This window comes from Sulfitobacter sp. PS-8MA (assembly GCF_040933935.1).
GTDB lineage: Bacteria > Pseudomonadota > Alphaproteobacteria > Rhodobacterales > Rhodobacteraceae > Sulfitobacter.
Genome location: NZ_JBFQYJ010000006.1, coordinates 1,504,224 through 1,525,478 on the forward strand (window position 1 = coordinate 1,504,224; position 21,255 = coordinate 1,525,478).

The window sequence follows — 21,255 nt, forward strand, 5'->3', positions numbered from 1 at the left end:
TGGCCGGGCGCTGAAGCCCGCTGAATCTTACTGACGGATCAGGGGTTTGAGCGCCGCATCCCGGTCCCGCCAAGTGACAACCGCATCGGCCATGGCCGCCACCATGGCCGCGCGCCAGACCGGATCACGCAGATTGGTCAGGTCGCGCTTGGAACTGAGAAAGCCGACCTCGACCAGCACCGAGGGGATGTCGGCGGATTTCAGCACCGAAAATCCGGCGCGGCGCAAGGGACGGTTGTTCATCGGCCCACCCGCCTGCGCCATCCCCTCGACCAGGATCTGCGCCAAAGCGTCCGAGCGCGGCTCAGTCTCCTGCCGCGCAAGATCAAGCAGGATGCCCGCCACCTGATCATCCGAGCCGGTCAGATCCGCCCCGGCGATGATATCCGACCGATCATGCCGCGCCGCGAGATGTTCGGTGGCCGCATCACTGGCGTCATCGGACAGCGTATAGACCGTCGCCCCGCTCGCCCCGCCCTGGGACAGGCTGTCGGCATGCAGCGAGATGAAAAGATCGGCCTCGGCCTGATGCGCGATGGCGACGCGGTGCTCAAGGGCGACGAAAATGTCGTCATCGCGGGTCAGCAACACCTCGACCCCCTTGCGGCGCAGCGCATCGCGCAGGTCGCGGGCGAAGTTCAGCATCAGGTCTTTCTCGTCCAGGCCCGACCGCTGCGCCCCCGGGTCAATGCCGCCGTGACCGGGGTCCAGCACGACGGTGAAGCTGTCTTTGTCGATGCTGGGTAGTTTCGGCGGCGCGGTGAGCGCTGCGGTCCAATCCGGGTCCACCGGGGCGCCGGCGGCCTCGGAAAAGGCGGCAGCGTCCACTTCTTTCAGGGTCACCTCCAGCCGCGCGGTGCCGCTGACCGGGTCAATCGGCATGCCAATCTCATCCGGCACCATCGGCTCGGCCAGATCGGCCACCAGCCGCGACCAGCCGGGCTGGAAGGCACCAAAGCGCAGGGCGGCGATCCGCCCCGGTTCGGCCAGCAGATCACCGGCCTCCACATTGCTCCAATCGGCTTCGCGGAAATCGACGATCAGCCGCGCGGGATCGTCGAGCAGAAAGACGCGGAAGGGCACCCCTTGGCTCAGCGCCACGGTGAGATCGGTCTTGCCAAACCAGCCGTCCTTGACCGTGCTGGCCGCCGGATCGACCCGCGCCAGCGCGGTCATTTCCTGCGCCATCGCCGCTGGCCCCGCGCAGGCCAGCGCCACTGCCAGTACCTTTAGAACTGCCCGCATTCCACGTTACCCTGCCCTGCTCATTTGCGCCCTTCTAGCATCTGCCACACCGGCAAACCAGCGCTCAGCGGGCCGCCATGAAGGCTTTGAGCCGGGCCACACCTTCTTCCATATCCGCCGTGCTGCGCGCATAGGAAAAACGCAGGGTCTTATGGCCGCGCAGCGGGTCGAAATCGAGCCCCGGTGTCACCGCGACCCCGGCTTTTTCCAGAATTTCCGCCGCAAAGGCGCGGCTGTCATCGGTAAAGCGCGAGACATCGGCATAGACGTAGAAAGCCCCATCGGGCGGCGCGATGTCGGTGAAACCGGCCTCTTTCAGCCCCGCGATCACCAAATCGCGGTTGCGACGGTAGACGGCGAGATTGGCTTGCAATTCGTCATCGCAATCCATCGCGGCCAGCGCCGCGATCTGGCTGGCATGGGGCGCGCAGATGAACATGTTCTGCGTGATCCGCTCGACCACGCGGACCTGATCTTCGGGCACCACCATCCAACCGATGCGCCAGCCGGTCATGGAGAAATATTTGGAGAAGGAGTTGATCACATAGCAATCATCGGTCACCTCAAGCGCGGTCACGGCCTTTTTGTCGTATTCGATGCCATGGTAAATCTCGTCCGAGATGAAGGACATATCATTGGCCGCGCAGGCTTCGGTAATGGCGCTGAGCGCCGGGCGGTCGAGCATCGTGCCAGAGGGGTTGGCCGGAGAGGCGACCAGCAGGCCGCGCAGGTCTTCATCCGCGAAATCCGCCGCAACCGGCTGGTAGCGGTTTTCAGGGGCCGCGGGCAGATCGACCGGCTGCATTCCCAAAGCGCGCAGGATCTGGCGGTAGCTCGGATAGCCCGGCGCGCCGATGCCGACACGGTCGCCGGTGTCGAAAAGCGCGGTGAAGGCGAGCAAGAACCCGCCCGAGGAACCCGGGGTGATCACCACCCGCGCCGGGTCCAGATCGACGTTGTACCATTCGCCATACATCTGCGCGATCCGCGCCCGCAAAGCAGGCAGCCCAAGCGCCACGGTATAGCCCAAAGGCCCGTCCTGCATGGCTTTCGTCAACGCCTCCGCCGCGCCTTTGGGCGCCCCGGTGCCCGGCTGGCCCACTTCCATATGGATGATATGATGGCCTGCGGCCTCGGCGGCGGTGGCGGCCTGCATCACATCCATCACGATAAAGGGATCAACGGCAGATCGGGTTGAATTGCGCATGGGCTTGCTCCTACTCTTGGCATGTGCTTTCAACCCGCCTGATGCCGGGCGTCAACCCTTGGCCCCCATTTCGCAGTTCTCACCGAAAGGTTCGTCCATGTTTGCCCGCCTGATCGCCCCCGCCTTTGTAAGCGCATTGGCCCTCGCCGCCCCTGTTCACGCGATGGACCTGACGGAATTGACCGATGCAGAGCGCGCCCAGTTCCGCGCCGAGGTCCGCGCCTATCTGATGGAGAACCCCGAAGTGATCCTGCAGGCGGTTGAGCAGATGCAGACCCAGCAGGCCGAAGCGCAGATGCAGGCGGATTTTGACCTTGTCGCCGCCCATGCGGATGAGATTTTCAACGACGGCTATTCCTGGGTCGGCGGCAACCCTGAGGGGGACATCACGCTGGTCGAGTTCCTTGACTACCGCTGCGGCTATTGCAAACGCGCCCATGACGAAGTGGCCAAGCTGTTGGAAACCGACGGTAATATCAAACTGATCGTCAAAGAATTCCCGATCCTGGGCGAGCAGTCCATGCTGGCCTCGCGCTTTGCCGTGGCCACGAAACAGGTGGCGGGCGATGATGCGTATAAACAGCTGAACGATGCGCTGATGGCCTTTAACGGTGACGTCACCCTGCCCGCCCTGCGCCGCTTGGCCGAAAGCTTTGACCTCGACGCCGAGGCGATTGAGGCTGAGATGGGCAGCGACGCGGTCACCCAAGAAATCGCCCAGACCCGCGCCTTGGCGCAGAAGCTTCAGATCACCGGCACGCCGACCTTTGTGATGCAGGACGAGATGCTGCGCGGCTACCTGCCCTATGATCAGATGATGGCGCTTGTGAAAGAGAAGCGCGGCTGATCATGCGGGCCATTGGCGTCGCATCGGCGCTTTTGCTGGTCCTCCCCGCAGGGGCCAGCGACCTGACCGAGATGCCCCCCGCGCAACGCGCTGCATTCGAGACAGAGCTGCGCGCGGCCATTCTGGCCAATGGGGATGTCATCGCCGAAGCCCTCGCCGGGCCGCAGCCGGCGGCGTCGGAAATGCGGCAGTATATCGAAGACGATCTGACCTTGCTTGAAGCCCTGGCGCCGGAGGTCCTGGCCGGCCATGATCTGGCGCTTTTCACCTCTGACGACTGCGCGGAATGTGCAGAGGCAGAGCGGGAATTATCTGAACTGTCAGAGACTTACGGGCTGACCTTCATTCAACATGATATCGCCACGCCGCAGGCGGCGGCTTGGGCTGCGCGGCTGGGGCTGGAGGCGGCGCCGTTCTATCTGCTGCCAAAGATGATCCTCCGCGGCCATATGCCAGCGGTGGTCTTGCAGAAATATCTGGCCGCGCCTTAAAGCAGTGCCTTAAGACAGCCGGATAACCCCTTATTCTGCCGCTGTTTTCGCCTGTTCCGCTTCCAGTTGCGCGGCGCGTTCCTCCACCTGCTCAACGATGTGATCGATCATGCCTTCGTTGCCCAGCTTATGGCTTTGCTTGCCCGCGAGATAGACCATCCCCGAACCCGCACCGCCGCCGGTGAAGCCCACGTCCGTCATCAGCGCCTCGCCGGGGCCGTTGACCACACAGCCGATGATGCTCAGGCTCATCGGCGTCTTGATATGTTCCAACCGCTTTTCCAGCGTCTCGACGGTTTTGATCACGTCAAACCCTTGCCGGGCGCAGGACGGGCAGGAGATGATGTTCACGCCCCGGTGCCGCAGCCCGAGGGATTTGAGGATCTCATAGCCGACTTTGACCTCTTCCACCGGATCGGCAGAGAGCGACACGCGCACCGTATCGCCAATCCCGCTCCAGAGCAGATTGCCCAGACCGATGGCCGATTTGATGGTGCCGGACATCAGCCCCCCGGCCTCGGTAATGCCGAGGTGAATGGGCGCGTCGGTGGCATCTGCAAGCTGTTGATAGGCGGCAGCGGCCATGAAGACGTCAGAGGCTTTGCAGCTGATCTTGAACTCGTGGAAATCGTTGTCTTGAAGGATCTTGATGTGATCGAGCCCGCTTTCGACCATGGCGGCGGGGCATGGCTCGCCGTATTTCTCCAGCAGATGCCGCTCCAGCGAGCCGGCGTTCACCCCGATGCGGATCGAGCAATTGTGGTCTCGTGCGGCCCTGATGACCTCGCGCACGCGTTTTTCATCGCCGATATTGCCGGGGTTGATCCGCAGACAGGCCGCCCCTGCCTCGGCAGCTTCGATCCCGCGTTTGTAGTGGAAATGAATGTCTGCAACGATGGGAACACTGACCTCCGGCACGATCTCACGCAGGGCTTTGGAGGACGCCTCATCCGGGACGGAGACGCGGACGATATCGGCGCCCGCATCGGCGGCGGCCTGCACCTGCGCGATGGTCGCGGCCACATCGGTGGTCAGCGTGTTGGTCATGGTCTGCACGGTGATCGGCGCATCGCCCCCCACCGGCACATTGCCCACCATGATCTGGCGCGATTTGCGACGGGGAATTTCGCGCCAAGGACGGATGGAATGAAGCGACATAAAGACACCTTTCGCGGATCGAGGCCAGTGGCCCCTACCTAGTGGGGCCGGATCGCATGTGCAATGGGAGGGGGCGAGATGGGCGCGACCAGAGCATCAGGCCGGCCCGCGGTCATCAACTCTTGCAGGGCATGGCGGCCAGCGCCGAGGGTTCAATCGCGCCTTCGAGATCGGCAAACATGCGGCTGAGCGATTGTTCTGCCGCCGGGTCGACGGGCTGGTACAATTCGGCCAAAGCCTGCTGGTTCAGCGGGACATTCGACGTCACGGCGCCGCGCGGGCCGACCGGGCCAAAGCAGCCATCCGCCATGGCAAAGTAAAGCGCCCCGGATTCGCCCGTGCGCAGCGTCGGCGGCTCTTCGGTGACCGGCACGTCATAGGTGTCGCCCTTGTTCATCACGCCCTCGAAGATCACCGTGCCATCTGCGGCGCGGACCCGCACCCAGGACGGATAGGCGGCAACCATACGCACGCTTTGCGCAGCGGCTTCGACAACCTGCGGCCGCGGCAATGCGGTCTCGGCATTCGCCAGCATCACGGCCTCATCAATGGCATCCGTAATGCTGCTGTTTTCGGCCACCACGGTCTCAGGCTCTGCCGTCTCCGGGCGGTCGGGGGTTGGGAAATTGCTGACCGACCGGGGGTCGATCGAGGCAATCGGCGCGTCGCGGGCGACGAGCACCGGCACATCCAGCGCCTGCGGACGGTAGAGCCGCGCCAGCGCATCGGCGCGCGGGCTCTTGGTGCTGCGCGGGGCGTCGGTATTGGCATCGGCGTCGGGCGCAGGGGCCAGCGCCCCATCGAGCGGGTCGAGATCAGACAGCACCACAGGGGTCTGATCCACCGGGGTGACCTGCACGCGTTGCACTTCTTTCAGCACCGTCCAGCCGCCAAAACCAATGGCCGAGATCAGCGCGATCAGCACCAGAGAGGAACCCACAGCTCCCGGTTCGATCCGGCTGAGCAAACCATCGCCCACCGGCACGAAAGGCGTGTTCGGGCGGGCGAAAAGGTCATCCTCTTTCGGGGACCTGCGGCGTTCTTCGAAATTGGGTTTCTTGACCACGGAGGCTTCGGCGGACATGCCATGGGCCACCGCAAAGCCGGATTCCTTGCAAAAGGCGGTGAACGCCTGATCCGGGTCCATGTTCAGATAGCGCGCATAAGACCGCACATAGCCCGCGATAAAGCCGGGCGTGTCAAAGGCATCGGGATCGCAGTTTTCAATCGCGGCGATATAGGAGGCTTTGATCCGAAGCTCGCGCTGCACGTCCAGCAGGGATTTGCCGAGGGTGGCACGCTCCCCACGCATGACATCCCCCAGCCGCAATTCGAATGCATCAAACCCTTTGGGTTCGACAGTTTCATCCTCAGCGGTTCTGGAGGCCCAACGCCCGATCATCAATATGCCCTGTCCCTAGTATGCCTGTAGCCTTCATCCGAAAGCGCCCCAACGATTCGGATTTAGCTTTTTCTTTCGTCAAGGCTAGCACAAGACAACGTAAAATACGAAGAAGGCTCTTTTTTTATCCCGCCGCTTCGGCACGATTCAGCGCACAATGGGACCAGAGCAGGTCCATCCCCCGCACCAGCGCATCCATCTCTTTCGGGCCATGCACCGGGGAGGGGGTGAAGCGCAGACGCTCGGTGCCGCGCGGCACGGTGGGGAAGTTGATTGGCTGGACATAGATGCCATGTTCTTCCAGCAGCATGTCCGACAGCAGCTTGGTATGGACCGGGTTGCCGACCATGACCGGCACGATATGGCTGCCATGGTCGATGATCGGCAGGCCGAGCCCTTTCAGCCGCAATTTCAGCGCCTTGGCCTGTTGCTGGTGCTTTTCGCGCAGCTCGGGCGCGCGCTTGAGATAGGCGACAGAGGCCGCCGCCCCCGCCGCCACGGCAGGCGGCAGCGAGGTGGTAAAGATAAAGCCCGGCGCATAGGAGCGGATCGCATCGCACATCTTGGCCGAGGCCGCGATATAGCCGCCCATGACGCCGTAAGCCTTGGCCAGCGTGCCGTTAATGATATCGAGCCGGTGCATCAGCCGGTCGCGTTCCGCCACCCCTGCCCCGCGCGGGCCATACATGCCCACGGCATGGACTTCGTCGATATAGGTGAGCGCGCCGAATTCATCCGCGAGGTCGCAAATCTCTTCAATCGGGCCGAAATCGCCATCCATGGAATAGATCGATTCGAAGGCAATGAGCTTGGGCGCGGCGGGATCATCCGCCTCCATCAGCTCGCGCAGATGGGCCACGTCATTGTGGCGGAAGATGCGTTTCGCCCCGCCATTGCGGCGCACGCCTTCGATCATGCTGGCATGGTTCAGCGCGTCGGAATAGATGATCAGCCCGGGGAAAAGCTTGGGCAGGGTCGAGAGCGTGGCGTCATTGGCGATATAGGCCGAGGTGAACAGCAGCGCCGCTTCCTTGCCATGCAGATCGGCCAGTTCCGCCTCAAGCCGCTTGTGATAGATCGTCGTGCCGGAGATATTGCGCGTGCCGCCAGAGCCTGCGCCAGTGGCGCGCAGCGCCTCTTCCATCGCCGCGATCACCACGGGGTTCTGCCCCATGCCAAGATAGTCATTGCCACACCAGACGGTGATGTCGCGCTGGCTGCCGTCGGGTTTGGTCCAGACCGCATGGGGGAATTGGCCGTTGCGGCGCTCGATGTCGATGAAGGTTCGGTAGCGGCCTTCGTCATGCAGCCGCGCAATCGCCGCGTCGAGCTTTTCCGAATAATCCATTGCGCATCTCCATCTGACCGGTAAGCAAGCGGCAGGGCCGGACACCCATATTCACTTTTTAGAATGGTTACAGTTTCACGCCCCGGTCATCAATCTCTTATCGCCGGGGATCACGGGGCGAACTGTCGCAGGGGACCGAGCAGGAAAACTCCGAGGCCGGCGTGACGTCCAGCGATTGCTTGTATGTTGCGCATCTTTCCTGTCTTGGGGCGGCGCAACCACAAAGGACATTGCCTTGCGCGCCGATCCGCCCCCCAAACAGGCCCAACGCCTGCGCACGCTTTATGATTACGACATCCTGGACACGCCGCGCGAGGCCGACTTTGATGAGATCGTGGCCCTTGCCGCGCAGATCTGTGATGCGCCCATTTCGGTGATCAACCTGATCGACAAGGACCGTCAGTGGTTCAAGGCCGAGGTAGGGCTTGGCGCGCGCGAGACCCCATTGGAAACCTCGCTCTGCTCCCATGCCATTCTGGATGCGCCCTTTGTCGAGATCCCCGATACGCTCAATGATCCGCGCATGGCCGACAATCCGCTCTGCGCCGGAGAGGACGGGCTGCGGTTCTATGCCGGCGCCCTGCTGGTCGCGCCGAATGGGCTGCCGCTCGGCACGCTCTGTATTCTCGACAAGGAACCGCGCCGCCTGAGCGCTGAGCAACGCAACGCGGTGGCGGTTCTGTCCCGGCAGGTGATGAAACAGCTCGATCTGCGTCTTGCCCTGCGCCGCCAGTCTGTCTTGATGAGCGAAGCGGACCACCGGGTGAAGAACTCCCTGCAAACGCTCAGCGCGATGATCCGTATGCATGCGCGTGGGCTCACGGATGACAGCAGCCGCGACGCGCTGGACGCGATCCAGCGCCGGGTGCAGGCCGTGGCCTCTCTGCACGGTCAATTGCAGCACAATACGGGCCGCGATGAGGTGGAGGCCGGTGCCTTTCTTGGGCAGGTGGTCGATCTGCTGCAAGAGACCGCCCCTGCGCATATCGAAATCGGCTGCCGCAGCGACGCCATTGCGCTGAAGGCGGGCGCGGCCTCTGCCATGGGGTTGATCGTGAGCGAATTTGTCGCGAATGCGATCAAACACGGTTTTCCGGGCGAGGCAGCGGGGGAGATTGCGATTGATCTCTCGCTGGTCGATGGTTGCTATCGCCTCATCTGCCAGGACAACGGGATCGGCTCTGCCAGCGGCGGTCTCTCCCGCCCCGGTGGCTTGGGGCAGACGCTCTTGTCCGCCGCCGCAGCACAGCTGGACGGCACGCTCGATACGGCTCTGACGCCCGAGGGCAGCCGCCTGACGCTTACTTTCTGAGCGCGCCTCGGCCCTACTGGACATGCCCCATGGGCCTGTTACCTTCGCGCAAAATCACAGCGCAAGGAAGCCAAGCCATGTCCCTCGATGATGTTCTCGCCCGGATCGACGATGATCTGCCCGCCGCCACGGACCGTCTGCTGGACCTGCTGCGCATCCCGTCGATCTCGACCGATCCGGCCTATAAGGCAGACTGCGACCGCGCGGCGGATTGGCTGGTGGCTGACCTCAAATCCATGGGGGTTGAGGCCGAAAAACGCAGCACCCCCGGCCATCCGATGGTCGTGGGCCATGTCGGCGAAGGCAAGCCGCATCTGCTGTTCTACGGCCATTATGACGTGCAGCCCGTCGATCCGCTGGAGCTTTGGGACCGGGACCCTTTTGACCCCGCCATTGAGGACACCGACAAGGGCCGGGTGATCCGGGGCCGGGGTGCGGCGGATGACAAGGGCCAGTTGATGACCATCATCGAAGCCCTGCGCGCCTGGAAAGAGGTGAAGGGCGATTGGCCCTGCCGCATCACCTTCTTCCTTGAGGGCGAAGAGGAAAGCGGCTCGCCCTCGCTGATCCCCTTTATGAAGGAGAACGCCGAAGAGCTGAAAGCCGATGTGGCGATGATCTGCGACACCGGGCTTTTTGAATCCAAGACCCCCGCCATCGTCACCATGCTGCGCGGGCTTCTGGGCGAAGAGCTGACCATCACGGCGGCGGACAAGGACCTGCATTCCGGCATGTTCGGCGGCATCGCGATGAACCCGATCCGGGTGCTGAGCAAAGTCGTCGCCTCATTGCATGACGACAAGGGCCGCATCACCGTGCCCGGCTTCTATGACGGTGTGCCGGAGCTTTCCGAAGAGCTGGAGGCCCAGTGGCAGGGGCTGGCCTTTGACCACGCGAGCTTCCTTGGCGATGTGGGGCTGAGCCAACCCGCAGGCGAGCAGGACCGCACCCCGCTTGAGATGATCTGGTCGCGCCCCACCTGCGATGTGAACGGCATCTGGGGCGGCTACACCGGCGATGGGTTCAAGACCGTCCTGCCAAGCCAGGCCCATGCCAAGATCAGCTTCCGCCTTGTCGGCACCCAAGACCCCGCCGCCATCCGCGACAGCTTTCGCAGCATGGTGCGCGAGATGATGCCCGAGGATTGCACCGTCGACTTCAAAGACCACAGCGCCGGCCCGGCCTCGGGGGTGGAGACCGACAACCCGATGTTCGAACCGGCGCGTCAGGCGCTCAGCGATGAATGGCAGGTGCCGGCGGCCTATATCGGCTGCGGCGGCTCGATCCCGATTGCCGGGTATTTCCAGACGATTCTGGGGACCGAGCCGATGCTGGTCGGCTTTGGCAAAGATGACGACCAGATCCATTCGCCGAATGAGAAATACGACATGGAGAGCTTTCACAAAGGCATCCGCTCCTGGGCGCGGATCCTTGATGCGCTGACCTGAACGCTTGGGGTGATCGGCCTGTCCCGGTCACCCTCCGCCCCGGCAGGCCGGGGTGCGACACACAGCAAGACGCCCCCCGAGGGGGCGCTTGATGTCACTGTACTACAAGAGAAAAGTGGCGCGGTTGACGGGGCTCGAACCCGCGACCCCCGGCGTGACAGGCCGGTACTCTAACCAACTGAGCTACAACCGCGCGATGGGGGCGGAATAGGCCAAGCCGCGCGGCCCGTCAAGCGCATTCGCCGCAGAAAAAGCCGCTTTCGGAAAAGAAAATTCTGACAGGCCGGAATGCAAAAAGGGACCTCAAAGAGGTCCCTTTTCAAGCAGCAGTGGCGCGGTTGACGGGGCTCGAACCCGCGACCCCCGGCGTGACAGGCCGGTACTCTAACCAACTGAGCTACAACCGCCCGCTGCACGTTCCGGGTAACCCCGAAGCGTTGGGGTGTTCTATGGTGAGGGCTCTGCGCCGTCAAGCGCGGTTTGGCGGAAATTTGAAAAATTTCGTCATCGGCTTTGGGGGCTCTGCGTTGAAGGCGAAACAACACGGATTTCGACGGTCCTAGCCCAAGGCTATCCATCAATAGATATAGATCAAACGGGGGAAATGGTGGGTCGTGAGAGGCTCGAACTCCCGACATCTTCGGTGTAAACGAAGCGGCTCTTACGCAACCTACTGAAAACTGCACCAATAAACGCTTTGTAAAAGAGGTTTTCCGCGGCCTGCGCAATCTTGGCAGGTTCATCCAAGTTCAGTGAACCGCCATACACTTCGTAAAACGCCGCGGTGTTCGATTCCCTAGAGGAGTGCGCTTTAGTTGTCTGGCAATAGCTTACGGGGAAACCGCCCCCATTCTGCCGCTATGTGGCTCAATGGGTTGCGGGGGGAGTGGAAACGGTTAGTTCAGGTTCAGCGTTGCAGGCTCTTGCAACTTGCCGCCCGTTTCGGCCTCGAACGCGGCAATCTGATCCGGCTTGATCCGCACCGCCGCAGAGACGTGACAGCCGTGATAATTTGCATTGAACGGGTGCAGGCTTAGCAGTTCTATGTTATGCTTGAGGACGTGCATTATGAAGCGCGTCATGCTGGCCTTTGTCATGGCTAGGCCGCTTTCACAAACCATTGGAATGCGCCCGTAAACATCGGGTGTCATGTCTGGCTTGATTATCGTGTTTAAGCTGGTCGGCATGTCTCTCTCCGTGTGTAGGGCGGTTAGAACTGGACTGGACGACCAAAAGCACCGCCGATGATAAGCAACTTGATTGCGGCCCACCATGAGAACAGGCCATACCAAGCGCCGCCCGTAGCCAGCCAGAAAAACAGCTTTGCGCGATAGATGCCCCTAGCCCTGTAAGCCTCCTGAAATGTCCGGTCTAAATCCACCTTAGCTTTCCAAACGTCCATGTCTCGTGTCTCCGTCAATGGGTTGCAGAACGAACGCGAACGGTACTCATATCAATAACGCGCCCGGCAGGGTAAAATTCCACGACGCTCTTCTCTATCGTGCCGCGCCATAACTTGCGCACCATGTGAGGATGCGGCCACCGGGGGTTCATGCACGTAACTCCGTCAACAGGGGCTATACGGCCAGCCTTGACGTGCACTTTGATCCATTTTTCATCTATCGGCATGTCTCTCTCCTATGTTGAGGGGGGCTTAGAACGGCGCAACGTGACGACGCGCGGGCCGACTTCGACCTTGACGCCATACAACGCCAGCGCCGCGTCAACCTTGGCCTTTGTCTCATCTGTGCCGCGCTGCCCTGCCAAGAATGCCCGCAAGGTAGGCGCAGGCAATCCCGCCGCCTCTGCAAGCTGCTCATCGGTAATGCCAGCTAGGACGCGGGCCGCTCTATATTCTCTACGTTGCATGTGTAATTTTTTATACGAAACCCGCTTGACAGTCAATCACTATATGTGTATCAATAATTACACAAGCAAACAGGAGATAACGACATGACCCAAGCCGCTGAAATTATCTGCTACATCCAGCCAGTAACCGCACAAGCCGCAGGCACTGCTTGGGTTGACACCGCCAAGACAGCCAGTGTGCGCCGCACCGTCACCAGTAAGAGGGAAGCCGTGAAGGTCATCGAAGAAGCGAAAGAGATTGCCACAGCTATCACGGGCAAGATGGTAGTGAAAACAATGGCGCGGGCAATTGCTGGTAGCCGCCGCCCTGCTGGCGTTAAGGCGCTTCAGGGTTCGCAGGTGGTAGCATGAGAAGCGCGGACTGGATCAAGCTAGACAAGAACAACCTACCGGATTACGGGCGGAAATTGGTCACGAATGGTGCTAGTGTGTGGGCGGTCGATGCCGTCCACAAGGGGAAGGTAAACACGTTGAGAGGGGAGGTTTTCGCATTCTTGGACAACCATTCCGAAGTCTGCAATCTGACGCACTATGCGCCGATAGCTATGCCGTGGCAGGACTAACCCCCACGGGGCAGGATAAAGGAGAGAGATAGATGGGAACGATGCGCCACCACGCGATTATTGTGACTTCGTGGGACAAGGGCGCGATAGACGAGGCCCATGCAAAAGCCGCCGATCTGATGGAACATGTCTCTGGCATAGTGCCGGGGGTCGTGAACGGCCAAGCGAGTTTCGCTGTTCTTCCCGATGGGTCAAAAGAATGGTGGGACACTAGCGATAAGGCTGACGAAGCCCGCGCCCAATTCATAGAATGGATGGGGTCGAGAAAGTATCTTGATTACGCAGCCGTTTCATTCGGGGAACTTTCCGCCACGTTTGAGACGAACTGCAACCCGATCCCCACCCCCTAGCGCAGAAGGAGAGAGACATGAGCCAAGAGAAGCCAGCGCCTTGCAAGTCCTGCGGATCAACCCCCGTGGTCAAGATTGGCGGGCCGGGGTGCTGCTGGATCAAGTGCGAATGCGGCATGGAAACGACTGACGGAACCCTAGCCCGCGTTGTGAAGATTTGGAACGCACAGCCCACAGGAGCCACCCATGACTGAGACAGCACCGGAACGGATATGGGCGCAGGACGCGCAGCCCGACGAATGCAACTACACTGGCGGGGGCTGGTGGGATGATGAATGCGGTAACACGCAGTATCCGCACATGGTCGAATACGTCCGCGCCGATCTGCTGGATGAGGCCGTGAAGGCGGCATACCTTGCAGGGTTCACCGCATCTGGGGAAGGTTACAACGGTGAATATCCGTTTCAACAATACGGAAAGAACCCTGAGAATGACGCGGATTGGGTGAAGGATCGTGACGCCACCCTCGCCAAGCTAAGGATCAAGACATGAAGGTATCAGGACCATATATTGAGTACGACTGCCACAAGTGCGGCGTCTTAGTTTCGGAGAAGGTAAGCCCGAACACTGACAAAATCAAAGCGCGAATGGATGAGGTTCGTGAGCGCAACGATACCGCCGTTTGCGCACATTGCCAAGGATATCACCCATGACCAATGCAAACGCATTACCGATACAAGAGCGGCTGCGGGGCGTCACAGAGGCGGACGCATATGCGGAGCCTTGGACGTTTGGCGAGACATGCCGCGAAGCCGCAGGCCGCATAGACGCGCTAGAGAAGGCGCTGCGGAGACTGGTGACAGCCGAGGAAGACGGTTGCCTATGTTCTGAGATAGAAATGGCAACGGCGATAGATGAGGCCCGCGCCGCGCTTGGGGAGGGGGAGGGATGCGGGTGAACCTCAACATTCAGCGGAACGGGTACATCACCGCCAAGGTATTGCAGGATATTTTAGAGCCATTCGCGGAGGAAGTCGCAAACGTTCTAGGCAACCTAAAAGACCAGAACGACGAACTGCGGGGAGAGGTTAAGGCGCTGCGCCGTGAACTGGATACGGAAAGACGCCTGCGCCTATCAATGCGCCGATAACAGCCCTATCCCCCTGTAGCGGGCAATAACAGCCTACCCCCTATCCAGCAGAATGCGCGTGTCTAGCTGGATAGCCTCGGTCCTGCGGTCAACATCGCTCATGTGGCCCTCTATCTCTGCCAGCCGCACGTTGATTTGCCGCACCTCTGCAAGCACATATTCCGTCCTATCCTCCGGCGGTGTGCCGTGGCCCACTTCGACGGGGGTTTTCTTCGCCCCCTTTCGAACCGCGAAAACCGCGCTAACGATACCCGCGACAAGGCCCGCGATGCCAGCCCATGCCTCGGCCTCAATGCCGTTTATAAAATGAAGCATCAGCAGCAGACCTATACGCGGCGAGAACATCGAAGGCGGCAAGCGCAAGATACACGCCAGCGCCAGTGGTGAGGGCGGCAGATTGCCCACTGAGCGCAGGTACTGCAAAGAGGACAGCTAAGCCCGCGAATAGGCCCGCGCCGAGGACGGCACCAACGCAGCGCAAGATAGGGGAGCGCCGCCAGTTGCCGTTGATAAATAGCCCCGCCATCCGCATGATTGCTATGACGGTCAGAGGCACCGCTAAGGCCACCTCATCAATGCCAAGCTGCCGGAATGCGGCGAATGCAACGCTGGTGGCGAGTGTATCGCCGGGGAGCGCCAATGTTAGGGCAAATATCAGGATGATAATGCTGTTTTGCCATTCCATCCCCCGCCCGTTCTGGAGGAACGTATCGGCCATGCGAACTGTCATTCGCTACAGCCCGCTTTTAGGCCGCTCAGAAGGCGAGCGCCGCTTTCCTTGGACCGTGGGCCACCGTCAGCCAGCAACGCGCCTGCGTGGGCCTTTCTGGCGTCCCGTGTGGACGTGCAAAGCGCCTCTTTACTGGCTAAGGTCGTGCAGCCGCCGATCAACGTCAGCGGGATCAATATGCTCAGACAACGCATCATTCACGCGCCCCCTTGTTTCTGATTGTTCAAGTTCGCGCTGAAAGCGGTTTTCCCTGCCGCCGATCCAGTAGAGCCAGCCCCCCGCTATGCAGAGGACCAGCACCACGACAACAACGCGGGTCATTTCTTCGCCGCGAAACGAGAGGCGATGAACGTGCCGACAAACCCGGCAAGCGAGGTGACACCTAACATGAGGTCGTCAACGTCGAACGCAACGCGCCCGGTGTCTTGGTCAAAGTCGATCAGCCCTTGCCCGGCCAGAGCGCCGAAAACAAGGTAGAGAGCCATTCGCAGATAGAGCATGATGTTTCCTTTTTGGGAGGGGTTTGGGGTTTGAGCTGCGGCGCAGGCGGTGCCGTGCGAATTGCCTTCACCGCGTTCATAAACTCAGCCACCGAAACGTGAGACTTGTTCAGCCCATCGCCGCCGTAGTAGCTGCGGCCCTTCTTTGGACCGGAGACAACTGGCAAGCTGGCCCATTCTTTTGCGAGGGAGTTGGCGAACTTTTCGGCGCTGATCCGGCCTGACATGTAGTCGTCAAGCCCGCGCCGTTTCAGCAGGGCCACGCCAAGCTGATCTTGGCCCGCTTCGTCGTACATGCTAGAAGTCGTCATGCCCGCTTCACGGTACAGCCCGCGCAGGGTGTCTTCCATGATCTGATATTTGCCCGCCGCCTCGGACATATAGAGCGGGTCGATGCTGTCTTGCCATGCAAGCACCTGACCGATGGTCATGCTCGCAAGGGGCTTCGGGGGGCGGTGCTGCTTCTTAATGCCGCCCCACACAATATTGTAGTTACCACGCGATTCAAAACGCGCGATAAAGTCCAGAAGGACAGTCGCTGTCATATGTCACCTAATGCTTTGGGATTGCGGCGTTTGTTGCTTGAAACGCCCGTTTTGCTGTTTTCGACAACAAACGGTTATTTGAAGGGGGTGTATCGGCCATAGCTTTTGCGCCCATGGTCCGGCTCGTCGCGGCGGATTAGGTCAAAGACAACAACCCACACGCGCCAAAAGCGGCTGTCATGCCTGCGCCACCAAGCATAGGCACAGAGCGGCATATTATAGCCGATCAACAGGCGGCAGGTGTGGCGGCTCACGATCTCGCAGAGCCACCACAGGAGCGCCTTCACAGCTTCATGCCCCACCCGCCGATCAGTTAATCCAACTCAACAAACGTGCGAGCGCCCGCCTCGAATGCGCAAAGGCCACCGCCAATAGTGCGGGCAAAAATCCGCATGTCTGTTTTCCCATCCGGCAACCCGTATTTAGTGCCGCCAAAAATAAAGCTGCGCGAATCTCCATCCGTTGCAGCGGTAAAAGTCCGCGTGTCTGGTTCCGTGGTGGTCCCCCCGAAGGCAATTGCAATTTCGCAACCCGCCCCGGCTGTGGTTTGGCTCACGGTGAAGTCAGCCTCGTAACGAACGCCCGCGCCTGTATCGCCAAAGCCTTCGGCTGTGGTCGATGTCCGGTTAAGATGCACGAAGCTGCATCTGCCTTCCGATGAATTAGTGACTTCAACGTAACTGCTTGAAGTGACGTTATAGCTGGTTGATCGACTGTTGCGGCAATCGCGGGGCATGGGCATAAACATGCTCGCAATATGTCGGTTTGAGGCGTTGTCTAGGATTTCACCGCCCGACCGATAAATTGCGCCCAAGAGCGTGTCGCGGTTTGCGCCCGTAGTCACAATTTCCGCGCCGTTTGTCGGATTTGTTGACCGCGAACTTATAGTCGCTGCGGCGATAATCGTATAGTTAAAAGACGGAATGTTTGCAAAGCCTTCGCGGATCGTATCCCCGGCAACGTAGCTTGAGGGACAGCCTGCGAAAGTAGATCGTGCGTCATCATAATCCACTAAGCGTTGGTGCAGATCGACAGTGGTATCTGTCACTTTTTCAACAATCCACTTTCCCTCGATATTTGTGCCGTTGGTGGCAGGGACGCCGTGGATTTCCATCACTGTTCCGTCCACCAGAGCGGGGGAACTGTTAATTGTAACTCGCACCCGCGTTCCCGCGTCACAGGCATCACCACCGGGCGAGGTGTGAGCGGTATATGTGGTCCCCGCGCCAATGGCCGATATGAAACCGCTACGGACGGTTCTGAGACCAAGTAAACCATCGGTTGAACCGACCCCTACTTCATGGAATGTGCATCCCGGCGAAACGCGCCAGAGTTGCGACCCGCCGTTTGCAGCCGCAATCAGGCCCATTCCGTTGACAGGACACCAAGCCAGCTTTCCGACCGCTGATGAAACGGTCCACCAAGACGGGTCTTGTGTTACCTTGAACAGCCGCCCTTGACCGTGCGCGGCCATCTGCCCCTGGTTGTGCTGTTCCGAAAGCGCGGCGCTGGACGTGCTGCTTAATAGCCACGATGTGCCGTTCCAACCGTATGTGATCACGCCGGGTGTTAAATAGGGAAACACCAGTTCCCCATCCGCAAAGTCATATGCGCCTTGTGCAAACCCGGTGAACTTGTCGATGCCATGCTCCCCGTCCATCGCGACACGCAAATAGTTTTCAGGACCGGGCGCACCCATTACGAAGGAAATTTGGCATTGCCCCTCCCGGTTCGCAAAGTCCGCGACACTGGCACCTGAAGGACCAGACGGGGCATATCCGCTGGCAAGCATTTCAGCGACCGTGGGCAGAACAAAGCGGACGCCCTCAGTTGATACCGATCCATCCTCATTGCGGGCGGCGGAAGTCGAAAAAACGATGCCGCATGAGGTTTCTGGCGTAAGGTTGTAGGTCGGTGGGTTGCTGCCACACCCGTACCCATCACCAGACCCGCACGGGCTTTTTCGCACGAATCCCGCCGTTGGCTTGACTTCGGACGGGCTGACCTTGACCGACTGTGCAAATGCAGAACCCGCGCCAATAACCAGAAGGGCCGCAAGGGCAGAAATTGCAGAGCGTTTCATATAGAAGTCCTTTTATTCTGCGATATAATCAATAACGATTTCGGTGATGCCAGCGGTGCTGAATGTCGGCTCAATTGTCTTGCCGCCGTTGGTTATGGTGAACCCCGCAAGATCAGACAGCCTCCCATTTAGGAAAACCCTCGTTATGACCCCCGCCACGGTAACAGCCGTGCCATTCCAATTGTTTACCCGATCAGATGAAACCACAATTGACCCCACGATGGCTGAAAGAATGATGGCGCGGGTTTCCGAGGCCGCAGCTTCGGCAGCTATGGAGGCGGCGGCAGCGGCGGCATCGGCGCTATCTGACGCCTGCTTTACTGCATCGCCTAATTCATCCGCAGCCGCAGCAAGCGGAACAAAAACCTCGCGCAAATCCCGCTTACTTATTGGTTTTCGTGCGGTTGAGCGGTCGCCAACTGGCAATTCCCCGGTGCCGCCGTTGCCGTCATAGCCCTCATGGTCGCGTAGAACGCGGTTCATTCTTTCGGCTTGTGTCTCTGGCATATAATTCTCCAGCGCAAGAGGCCCGCCGCAGCGGGGTATTCAGGTTGTTAGGTTGTGGTGATGTTGGCTGGCCCAGCCGGGGAGCCTTCGACGCCCGACACGTTGGCCGCTGCGACCCAGTAGTTGTATTCGGTTGTCGCCGTGATCGTGGTGTCGGAATACTCTGAGATTTGCCCCGACACGCCGCCAGTGGTCCCGACTAGCGCAGCATCGGAGAAGACCGCCGTTTCGCTCCGGTAGACGCGGATTTCGTAAAAGTCGCCTGCCGGGTTGCGCCACGTCAGATGCACCTTGCCCGTTCCGTTGGACGGGATCAGTTCAGAGGGTGCGCCGGGAGGCGTAGCGTCGATCTGCACCGTGATCGTGCCAAGGTCTTTCCATGCGTCTGGCGCATCAAACAAGCCATTGAACCGCGCGCGAACCTCGTATGTCTGACCATCTATGACAGGGCCAGACTGCGCCACATAGTCGGTCGCCTGCATATCAAGCCAAGGCAACTCGCCGATTTCAGGGATTGGCTGCACTGGGCGCGATTGCGCTTCAAGCGTAATGTCGTTTCTTCCGGCGACTTCCGTGGCTTGAACCTCCAGTATCGGCAGCGCAAAAGATGATGAGACCTGAATAACCCTTTGGGAAAGGACTGCCGACAACTCCGGCGCACCATTCGCCCCACCGCCTAGAAGTGGCGTTGGCGGGTCGCCTGCCTCCTCTGGCGTCCATTCACCCGACGCCCGATCCACCGCCGCAAGGTCAATCCGGCACTGCAATTCGATGGGGTCAAATTCGTGGTCCAAAACCTCGTACTCGCCCTGGATCACGCGGCCCGAACCGTCCTCCGGTTGATAGTCTAGCAGGATCGTGTGGCGCTGCGCGTGATTGCGGGGGAAACGCGCCTTTAGCCCGACAAGGTTCGTGATGATGGAAACCTTGGCGCGGTTGTCGTCATGGAACTGCTCCTTTGCCAAGCGCCGCGCCTGCGCCCGATTAGGGCACATCGCCATTTCGTATTCCTTGACGATCTCGCCCTCAATCGCCAGCCTGTCGTCGTCGCGCCAAGGGTCAACTTCTGTCACGGTGTATTTCTGCGAAGCGTCCATGTGCAGCACCCGCAAGACGTTGTAGCCCTCGCGCTCACTGATTGCCTCGCTGGTCTGGATTTCCTTAATGTCCTTTGCCGTGATCGTGCAGGCCGGAGTGCCGAAGCCGCCGCCGATCAGACCGATGCGCCCATCCTGCATCTCATAGGCGCGGATACCGCTACTTGCGTGCATCCGGTCCAGCACGTCAGACGGCGGCTCATCCAGCGTCCAGTAGCCCCAGAGACGCAGGCGCGGCGCGGTGCCACCCTCAAGCTGCGGTACGGCCTCATCTGCCACGTCAGCCATTGCCGAGACGCTATCCCAGTTAATGTCTGACGGATCGATCTTGAACCCGTCCTCATGCGTGAGGAAATGCGCAATGACCAAGGCCGCATTATCGCTGTATGCCGTGGTCGCCGTGCGCGGGTCATAGACCGCTTGGCCGTGGATCACCCATTGCAACGTCGTGTTGTAGGACTTGGGGAAAATCTTGCTAAAGTCGTTGCCGTGCGGCGCTTTCATCTGCGCAAGGAACGTGGCCTGATTGGTCAGCTTGCAATCTGCATCCCAAGTCGGGAAAGCCGCAGTCAAGTTGTCATAGTCACCGCCAAGGTCTGAGCCGTCGCGGGTTTCGACCGCTACATAGTCGGACAACTTGCCGCTGCTGGGCCGGAACAACCCCACCAAATGACCACCCCACGGGATCGGGTCTGGCACATCCTCCAGCGTCAGCGGTTCACCATCAACCCAAAACTCTTCAAAGCTGCTAATCTCGCCATGCGCCACCATGACCAACTGGTATAGTGTCCCGTCCTTCACGTCGAAAAACGCCCTGACGCCGCCCGCAAGGTTTTCGCCAACATAGATACGGCGCGGCGCGGAGGCTTGGTTGATAACAGCCTGAATTTCGCTCTGCGGGATGCTCACGCTTGGGGCCAAGGCGCGGGAAATGGCGCTCAGGGCCAGCGAGACAGCCGCGTTAGCCAGCGCAACGCCGATAGAGGTGGCGGTCGCAATCGAAAAGCCTGCCGCAGCCGCCAGATAGCCGCCCGCGTAGGCGATGCCGAAAGCAATACTTGAGAAAAGCGCCATTAGCCTACCTTCTTAACCATCTGCACTTCCGCCACCGCGTATCCGCGCCGCTCAAGAATGCGCTGTGCTGCGCCACCTTTGCAGGAAACCTTCATTAGAGAAGCGCCCCCTTCGCTCGACCATCGCTCGAACTGTCGCAAGAGCCGCAGGCCGCTACGGTCCTCAGCAAACCAGCCATGCTCCACTGCAATTCTCTCAGGGTTAATCGTGGTCTGCCCCATCTGCGCGGCGATGAACCCCCCGCCAGACGTGAAAACCGCCCCGTCAGGACTTGCGATAAGCCCTGCAAGCGTTTGACCTGCTGTCAACCTACAGACAGCTTGCGGGCCACCTATAGCCTCAGTAAGGCGCTCAATTTGATCAATGCAGCGCGGTATGTCGCTGGTCAAA

25 protein-coding genes and 2 tRNA genes are annotated in these 21,255 nt (G+C 60.3%); 8 read left to right on the plus strand and 19 right to left on the minus strand.

Features of this window, described 5'->3' with window-relative positions:
* Window positions 1–27: 27 nt before the first annotated feature.
* Window positions 28–1,245 (minus strand): N-acetylmuramoyl-L-alanine amidase, encoded by a 1,218-nt coding sequence (locus tag AB4M76_RS11310; RefSeq protein WP_368441958.1) that lies wholly within the window; start codon window positions 1,243–1,245, stop codon window positions 28–30.
* A gap of 64 nt (window positions 1,246–1,309) precedes the next feature.
* Window positions 1,310–2,452 carry a pyridoxal phosphate-dependent aminotransferase gene (locus AB4M76_RS11315; protein ID WP_368441959.1) on the minus strand — a complete coding sequence of 381 codons (1,143 nt, stop codon included), beginning with the start codon at window positions 2,450–2,452 and terminating at the stop codon, window positions 1,310–1,312.
* A 97-nt stretch (window positions 2,453–2,549) separates the two neighbouring features.
* Between AB4M76_RS11315 and AB4M76_RS11320 the strand changes: the two genes are divergently transcribed.
* Together AB4M76_RS11320 and AB4M76_RS11325 are read left to right on the plus strand one after the other, a co-directional pair.
* The gene (locus AB4M76_RS11320; protein WP_368441960.1) at window positions 2,550–3,299 is read left to right on the plus strand and encodes a DsbA family protein; all 750 of its coding nucleotides are present in this window, start codon (window positions 2,550–2,552) and stop codon (window positions 3,297–3,299) included.
* Between the two features lie 2 nt (window positions 3,300–3,301).
* On the plus strand, window positions 3,302–3,790 hold the full coding sequence (locus tag AB4M76_RS11325; protein ID WP_368441961.1) for a disulfide bond formation protein DsbA: 489 nt from the start codon (window positions 3,302–3,304) through the stop codon (window positions 3,788–3,790).
* Window positions 3,791–3,820: 30 nt separating this feature from the next.
* Here the strand turns inward: AB4M76_RS11325 and ispG are convergent, their stop codons facing one another.
* From ispG to hemA, 3 genes are all read right to left on the minus strand, one after another.
* The gene (ispG, locus tag AB4M76_RS11330; protein WP_368441962.1) at window positions 3,821–4,948 is read right to left on the minus strand and encodes a flavodoxin-dependent (E)-4-hydroxy-3-methylbut-2-enyl-diphosphate synthase; all 1,128 of its coding nucleotides are present in this window, start codon (window positions 4,946–4,948) and stop codon (window positions 3,821–3,823) included.
* A 115-nt stretch (window positions 4,949–5,063) separates the two neighbouring features.
* Window positions 5,064–6,350, minus strand: coding sequence for a helix-turn-helix domain-containing protein (locus AB4M76_RS11335; protein ID WP_368441963.1), 1,287 nt, complete (start codon window positions 6,348–6,350; stop codon window positions 5,064–5,066).
* A gap of 124 nt (window positions 6,351–6,474) precedes the next feature.
* The gene (gene hemA, locus AB4M76_RS11340) at window positions 6,475–7,698 is read right to left on the minus strand and encodes a 5-aminolevulinate synthase (RefSeq protein ID WP_368441964.1); all 1,224 of its coding nucleotides are present in this window, start codon (window positions 7,696–7,698) and stop codon (window positions 6,475–6,477) included.
* 235 nt (window positions 7,699–7,933) lie between these two features.
* On the opposite strand from hemA, the gene AB4M76_RS11345 reads away from it, so the two are divergent.
* Both AB4M76_RS11345 and AB4M76_RS11350 read left to right on the plus strand, forming a co-directional pair.
* Window positions 7,934–9,010: a sensor histidine kinase gene (locus AB4M76_RS11345; RefSeq protein WP_368441965.1), complete on the plus strand. Its 1,077-nt coding sequence runs from the start codon at window positions 7,934–7,936 to the stop codon at window positions 9,008–9,010.
* A 77-nt stretch (window positions 9,011–9,087) separates the two neighbouring features.
* Window positions 9,088–10,458 (plus strand): M20/M25/M40 family metallo-hydrolase, encoded by a 1,371-nt coding sequence (locus AB4M76_RS11350; protein WP_368441966.1) that lies wholly within the window; start codon window positions 9,088–9,090, stop codon window positions 10,456–10,458.
* Window positions 10,459–10,574: 116 nt separating this feature from the next.
* Here AB4M76_RS11350 and AB4M76_RS11355 read toward each other — a convergent pair.
* The 4 genes from AB4M76_RS11355 to AB4M76_RS11370 all read right to left on the minus strand — a co-directional run bounded on the left by AB4M76_RS11355 (window position 10,575) and on the right by AB4M76_RS11370 (window position 11,860).
* Window positions 10,575–10,651 (minus strand) — tRNA-Asp (locus AB4M76_RS11355).
* Window positions 10,652–10,788: 137 nt separating this feature from the next.
* A tRNA-Asp gene (locus tag AB4M76_RS11360) sits at window positions 10,789–10,865 on the minus strand.
* Between the two features lie 489 nt (window positions 10,866–11,354).
* Complete coding sequence (locus AB4M76_RS11365) at window positions 11,355–11,645, minus strand: hypothetical protein (RefSeq protein ID WP_368441967.1); 291 nt, start codon at window positions 11,643–11,645, stop codon at window positions 11,355–11,357.
* Between the two features lie 23 nt (window positions 11,646–11,668).
* Window positions 11,669–11,860, minus strand: a complete 192-nt coding sequence (locus tag AB4M76_RS11370) for a hypothetical protein (protein WP_368441969.1) — start codon at window positions 11,858–11,860, stop codon at window positions 11,669–11,671.
* 551 nt (window positions 11,861–12,411) lie between these two features.
* Between AB4M76_RS11370 and AB4M76_RS11375 the strand changes: the two genes are divergently transcribed.
* The 4 genes from AB4M76_RS11375 (at window position 12,412) to AB4M76_RS11390 (ending at window position 14,329) form a co-directional block, all read left to right on the plus strand.
* On the plus strand, window positions 12,412–12,678 hold the full coding sequence (locus AB4M76_RS11375; protein WP_368441970.1) for a hypothetical protein: 267 nt from the start codon (window positions 12,412–12,414) through the stop codon (window positions 12,676–12,678).
* A 244-nt stretch (window positions 12,679–12,922) separates the two neighbouring features.
* Window positions 12,923–13,240 (plus strand): hypothetical protein, encoded by a 318-nt coding sequence (locus AB4M76_RS11380; RefSeq protein ID WP_368441971.1) that lies wholly within the window; start codon window positions 12,923–12,925, stop codon window positions 13,238–13,240.
* Window positions 13,241–13,426: 186 nt separating this feature from the next.
* Entirely contained in the window at window positions 13,427–13,732 is a 306-nt protein-coding gene (locus AB4M76_RS11385) for a hypothetical protein (RefSeq protein ID WP_368441972.1), read from the plus strand.
* 396 nt (window positions 13,733–14,128) lie between these two features.
* Window positions 14,129–14,329 carry a hypothetical protein gene (locus AB4M76_RS11390; protein ID WP_368441973.1) on the plus strand — a complete coding sequence of 67 codons (201 nt, stop codon included), beginning with the start codon at window positions 14,129–14,131 and terminating at the stop codon, window positions 14,327–14,329.
* Window positions 14,330–14,362: 33 nt separating this feature from the next.
* Here AB4M76_RS11390 and AB4M76_RS11395 read toward each other — a convergent pair whose 3' ends face one another.
* The 10 genes from AB4M76_RS11395 to AB4M76_RS11440 all read right to left on the minus strand — a co-directional run bounded on the left by AB4M76_RS11395 (window position 14,363) and on the right by AB4M76_RS11440 (window position 21,254).
* A complete protein-coding gene (locus tag AB4M76_RS11395) occupies window positions 14,363–14,644 on the minus strand; it encodes a hypothetical protein (protein WP_368441974.1) in 282 nt (93 codons plus the stop codon).
* Window positions 14,619–15,047: a hypothetical protein gene (locus AB4M76_RS11400; RefSeq protein ID WP_368441975.1), complete on the minus strand. Its 429-nt coding sequence runs from the start codon at window positions 15,045–15,047 to the stop codon at window positions 14,619–14,621. Before AB4M76_RS11400 ends, AB4M76_RS11395 begins: the two co-directional genes overlap by 26 nt.
* Before the next feature lie 141 nt (window positions 15,048–15,188).
* On the minus strand, window positions 15,189–15,380 hold the full coding sequence (locus AB4M76_RS11405) for a hypothetical protein (RefSeq protein ID WP_368441976.1): 192 nt from the start codon (window positions 15,378–15,380) through the stop codon (window positions 15,189–15,191).
* A complete protein-coding gene (locus AB4M76_RS11410) occupies window positions 15,377–15,559 on the minus strand; it encodes a hypothetical protein (protein WP_368441977.1) in 183 nt (60 codons plus the stop codon). The genes AB4M76_RS11405 and AB4M76_RS11410 overlap by 4 nt, the downstream gene beginning before the upstream one ends.
* A complete protein-coding gene (locus tag AB4M76_RS11415; RefSeq protein WP_368441978.1) occupies window positions 15,499–16,104 on the minus strand; it encodes a hypothetical protein in 606 nt (201 codons plus the stop codon). The genes AB4M76_RS11410 and AB4M76_RS11415 overlap by 61 nt, the downstream gene beginning before the upstream one ends.
* Before the next feature lie 74 nt (window positions 16,105–16,178).
* Window positions 16,179–16,391, minus strand: a complete 213-nt coding sequence (locus AB4M76_RS11420) for a hypothetical protein (RefSeq protein ID WP_368441979.1) — start codon at window positions 16,389–16,391, stop codon at window positions 16,179–16,181.
* A 26-nt stretch (window positions 16,392–16,417) separates the two neighbouring features.
* Entirely contained in the window at window positions 16,418–18,187 is a 1,770-nt protein-coding gene (locus AB4M76_RS11425) for a hypothetical protein (protein ID WP_368441980.1), read from the minus strand.
* 12 nt (window positions 18,188–18,199) lie between these two features.
* Window positions 18,200–18,694 carry a hypothetical protein gene (locus AB4M76_RS11430; RefSeq protein ID WP_368441981.1) on the minus strand — a complete coding sequence of 165 codons (495 nt, stop codon included), beginning with the start codon at window positions 18,692–18,694 and terminating at the stop codon, window positions 18,200–18,202.
* Window positions 18,695–18,741: 47 nt separating this feature from the next.
* The gene (locus AB4M76_RS11435; RefSeq protein WP_368441982.1) at window positions 18,742–20,865 is read right to left on the minus strand and encodes a hypothetical protein; all 2,124 of its coding nucleotides are present in this window, start codon (window positions 20,863–20,865) and stop codon (window positions 18,742–18,744) included.
* Entirely contained in the window at window positions 20,865–21,254 is a 390-nt protein-coding gene (locus AB4M76_RS11440; RefSeq protein WP_368441983.1) for a hypothetical protein, read from the minus strand. Before AB4M76_RS11440 ends, AB4M76_RS11435 begins: the two co-directional genes overlap by 1 nt.
* Between the last annotated feature and the right edge of the window lies 1 nt (window position 21,255).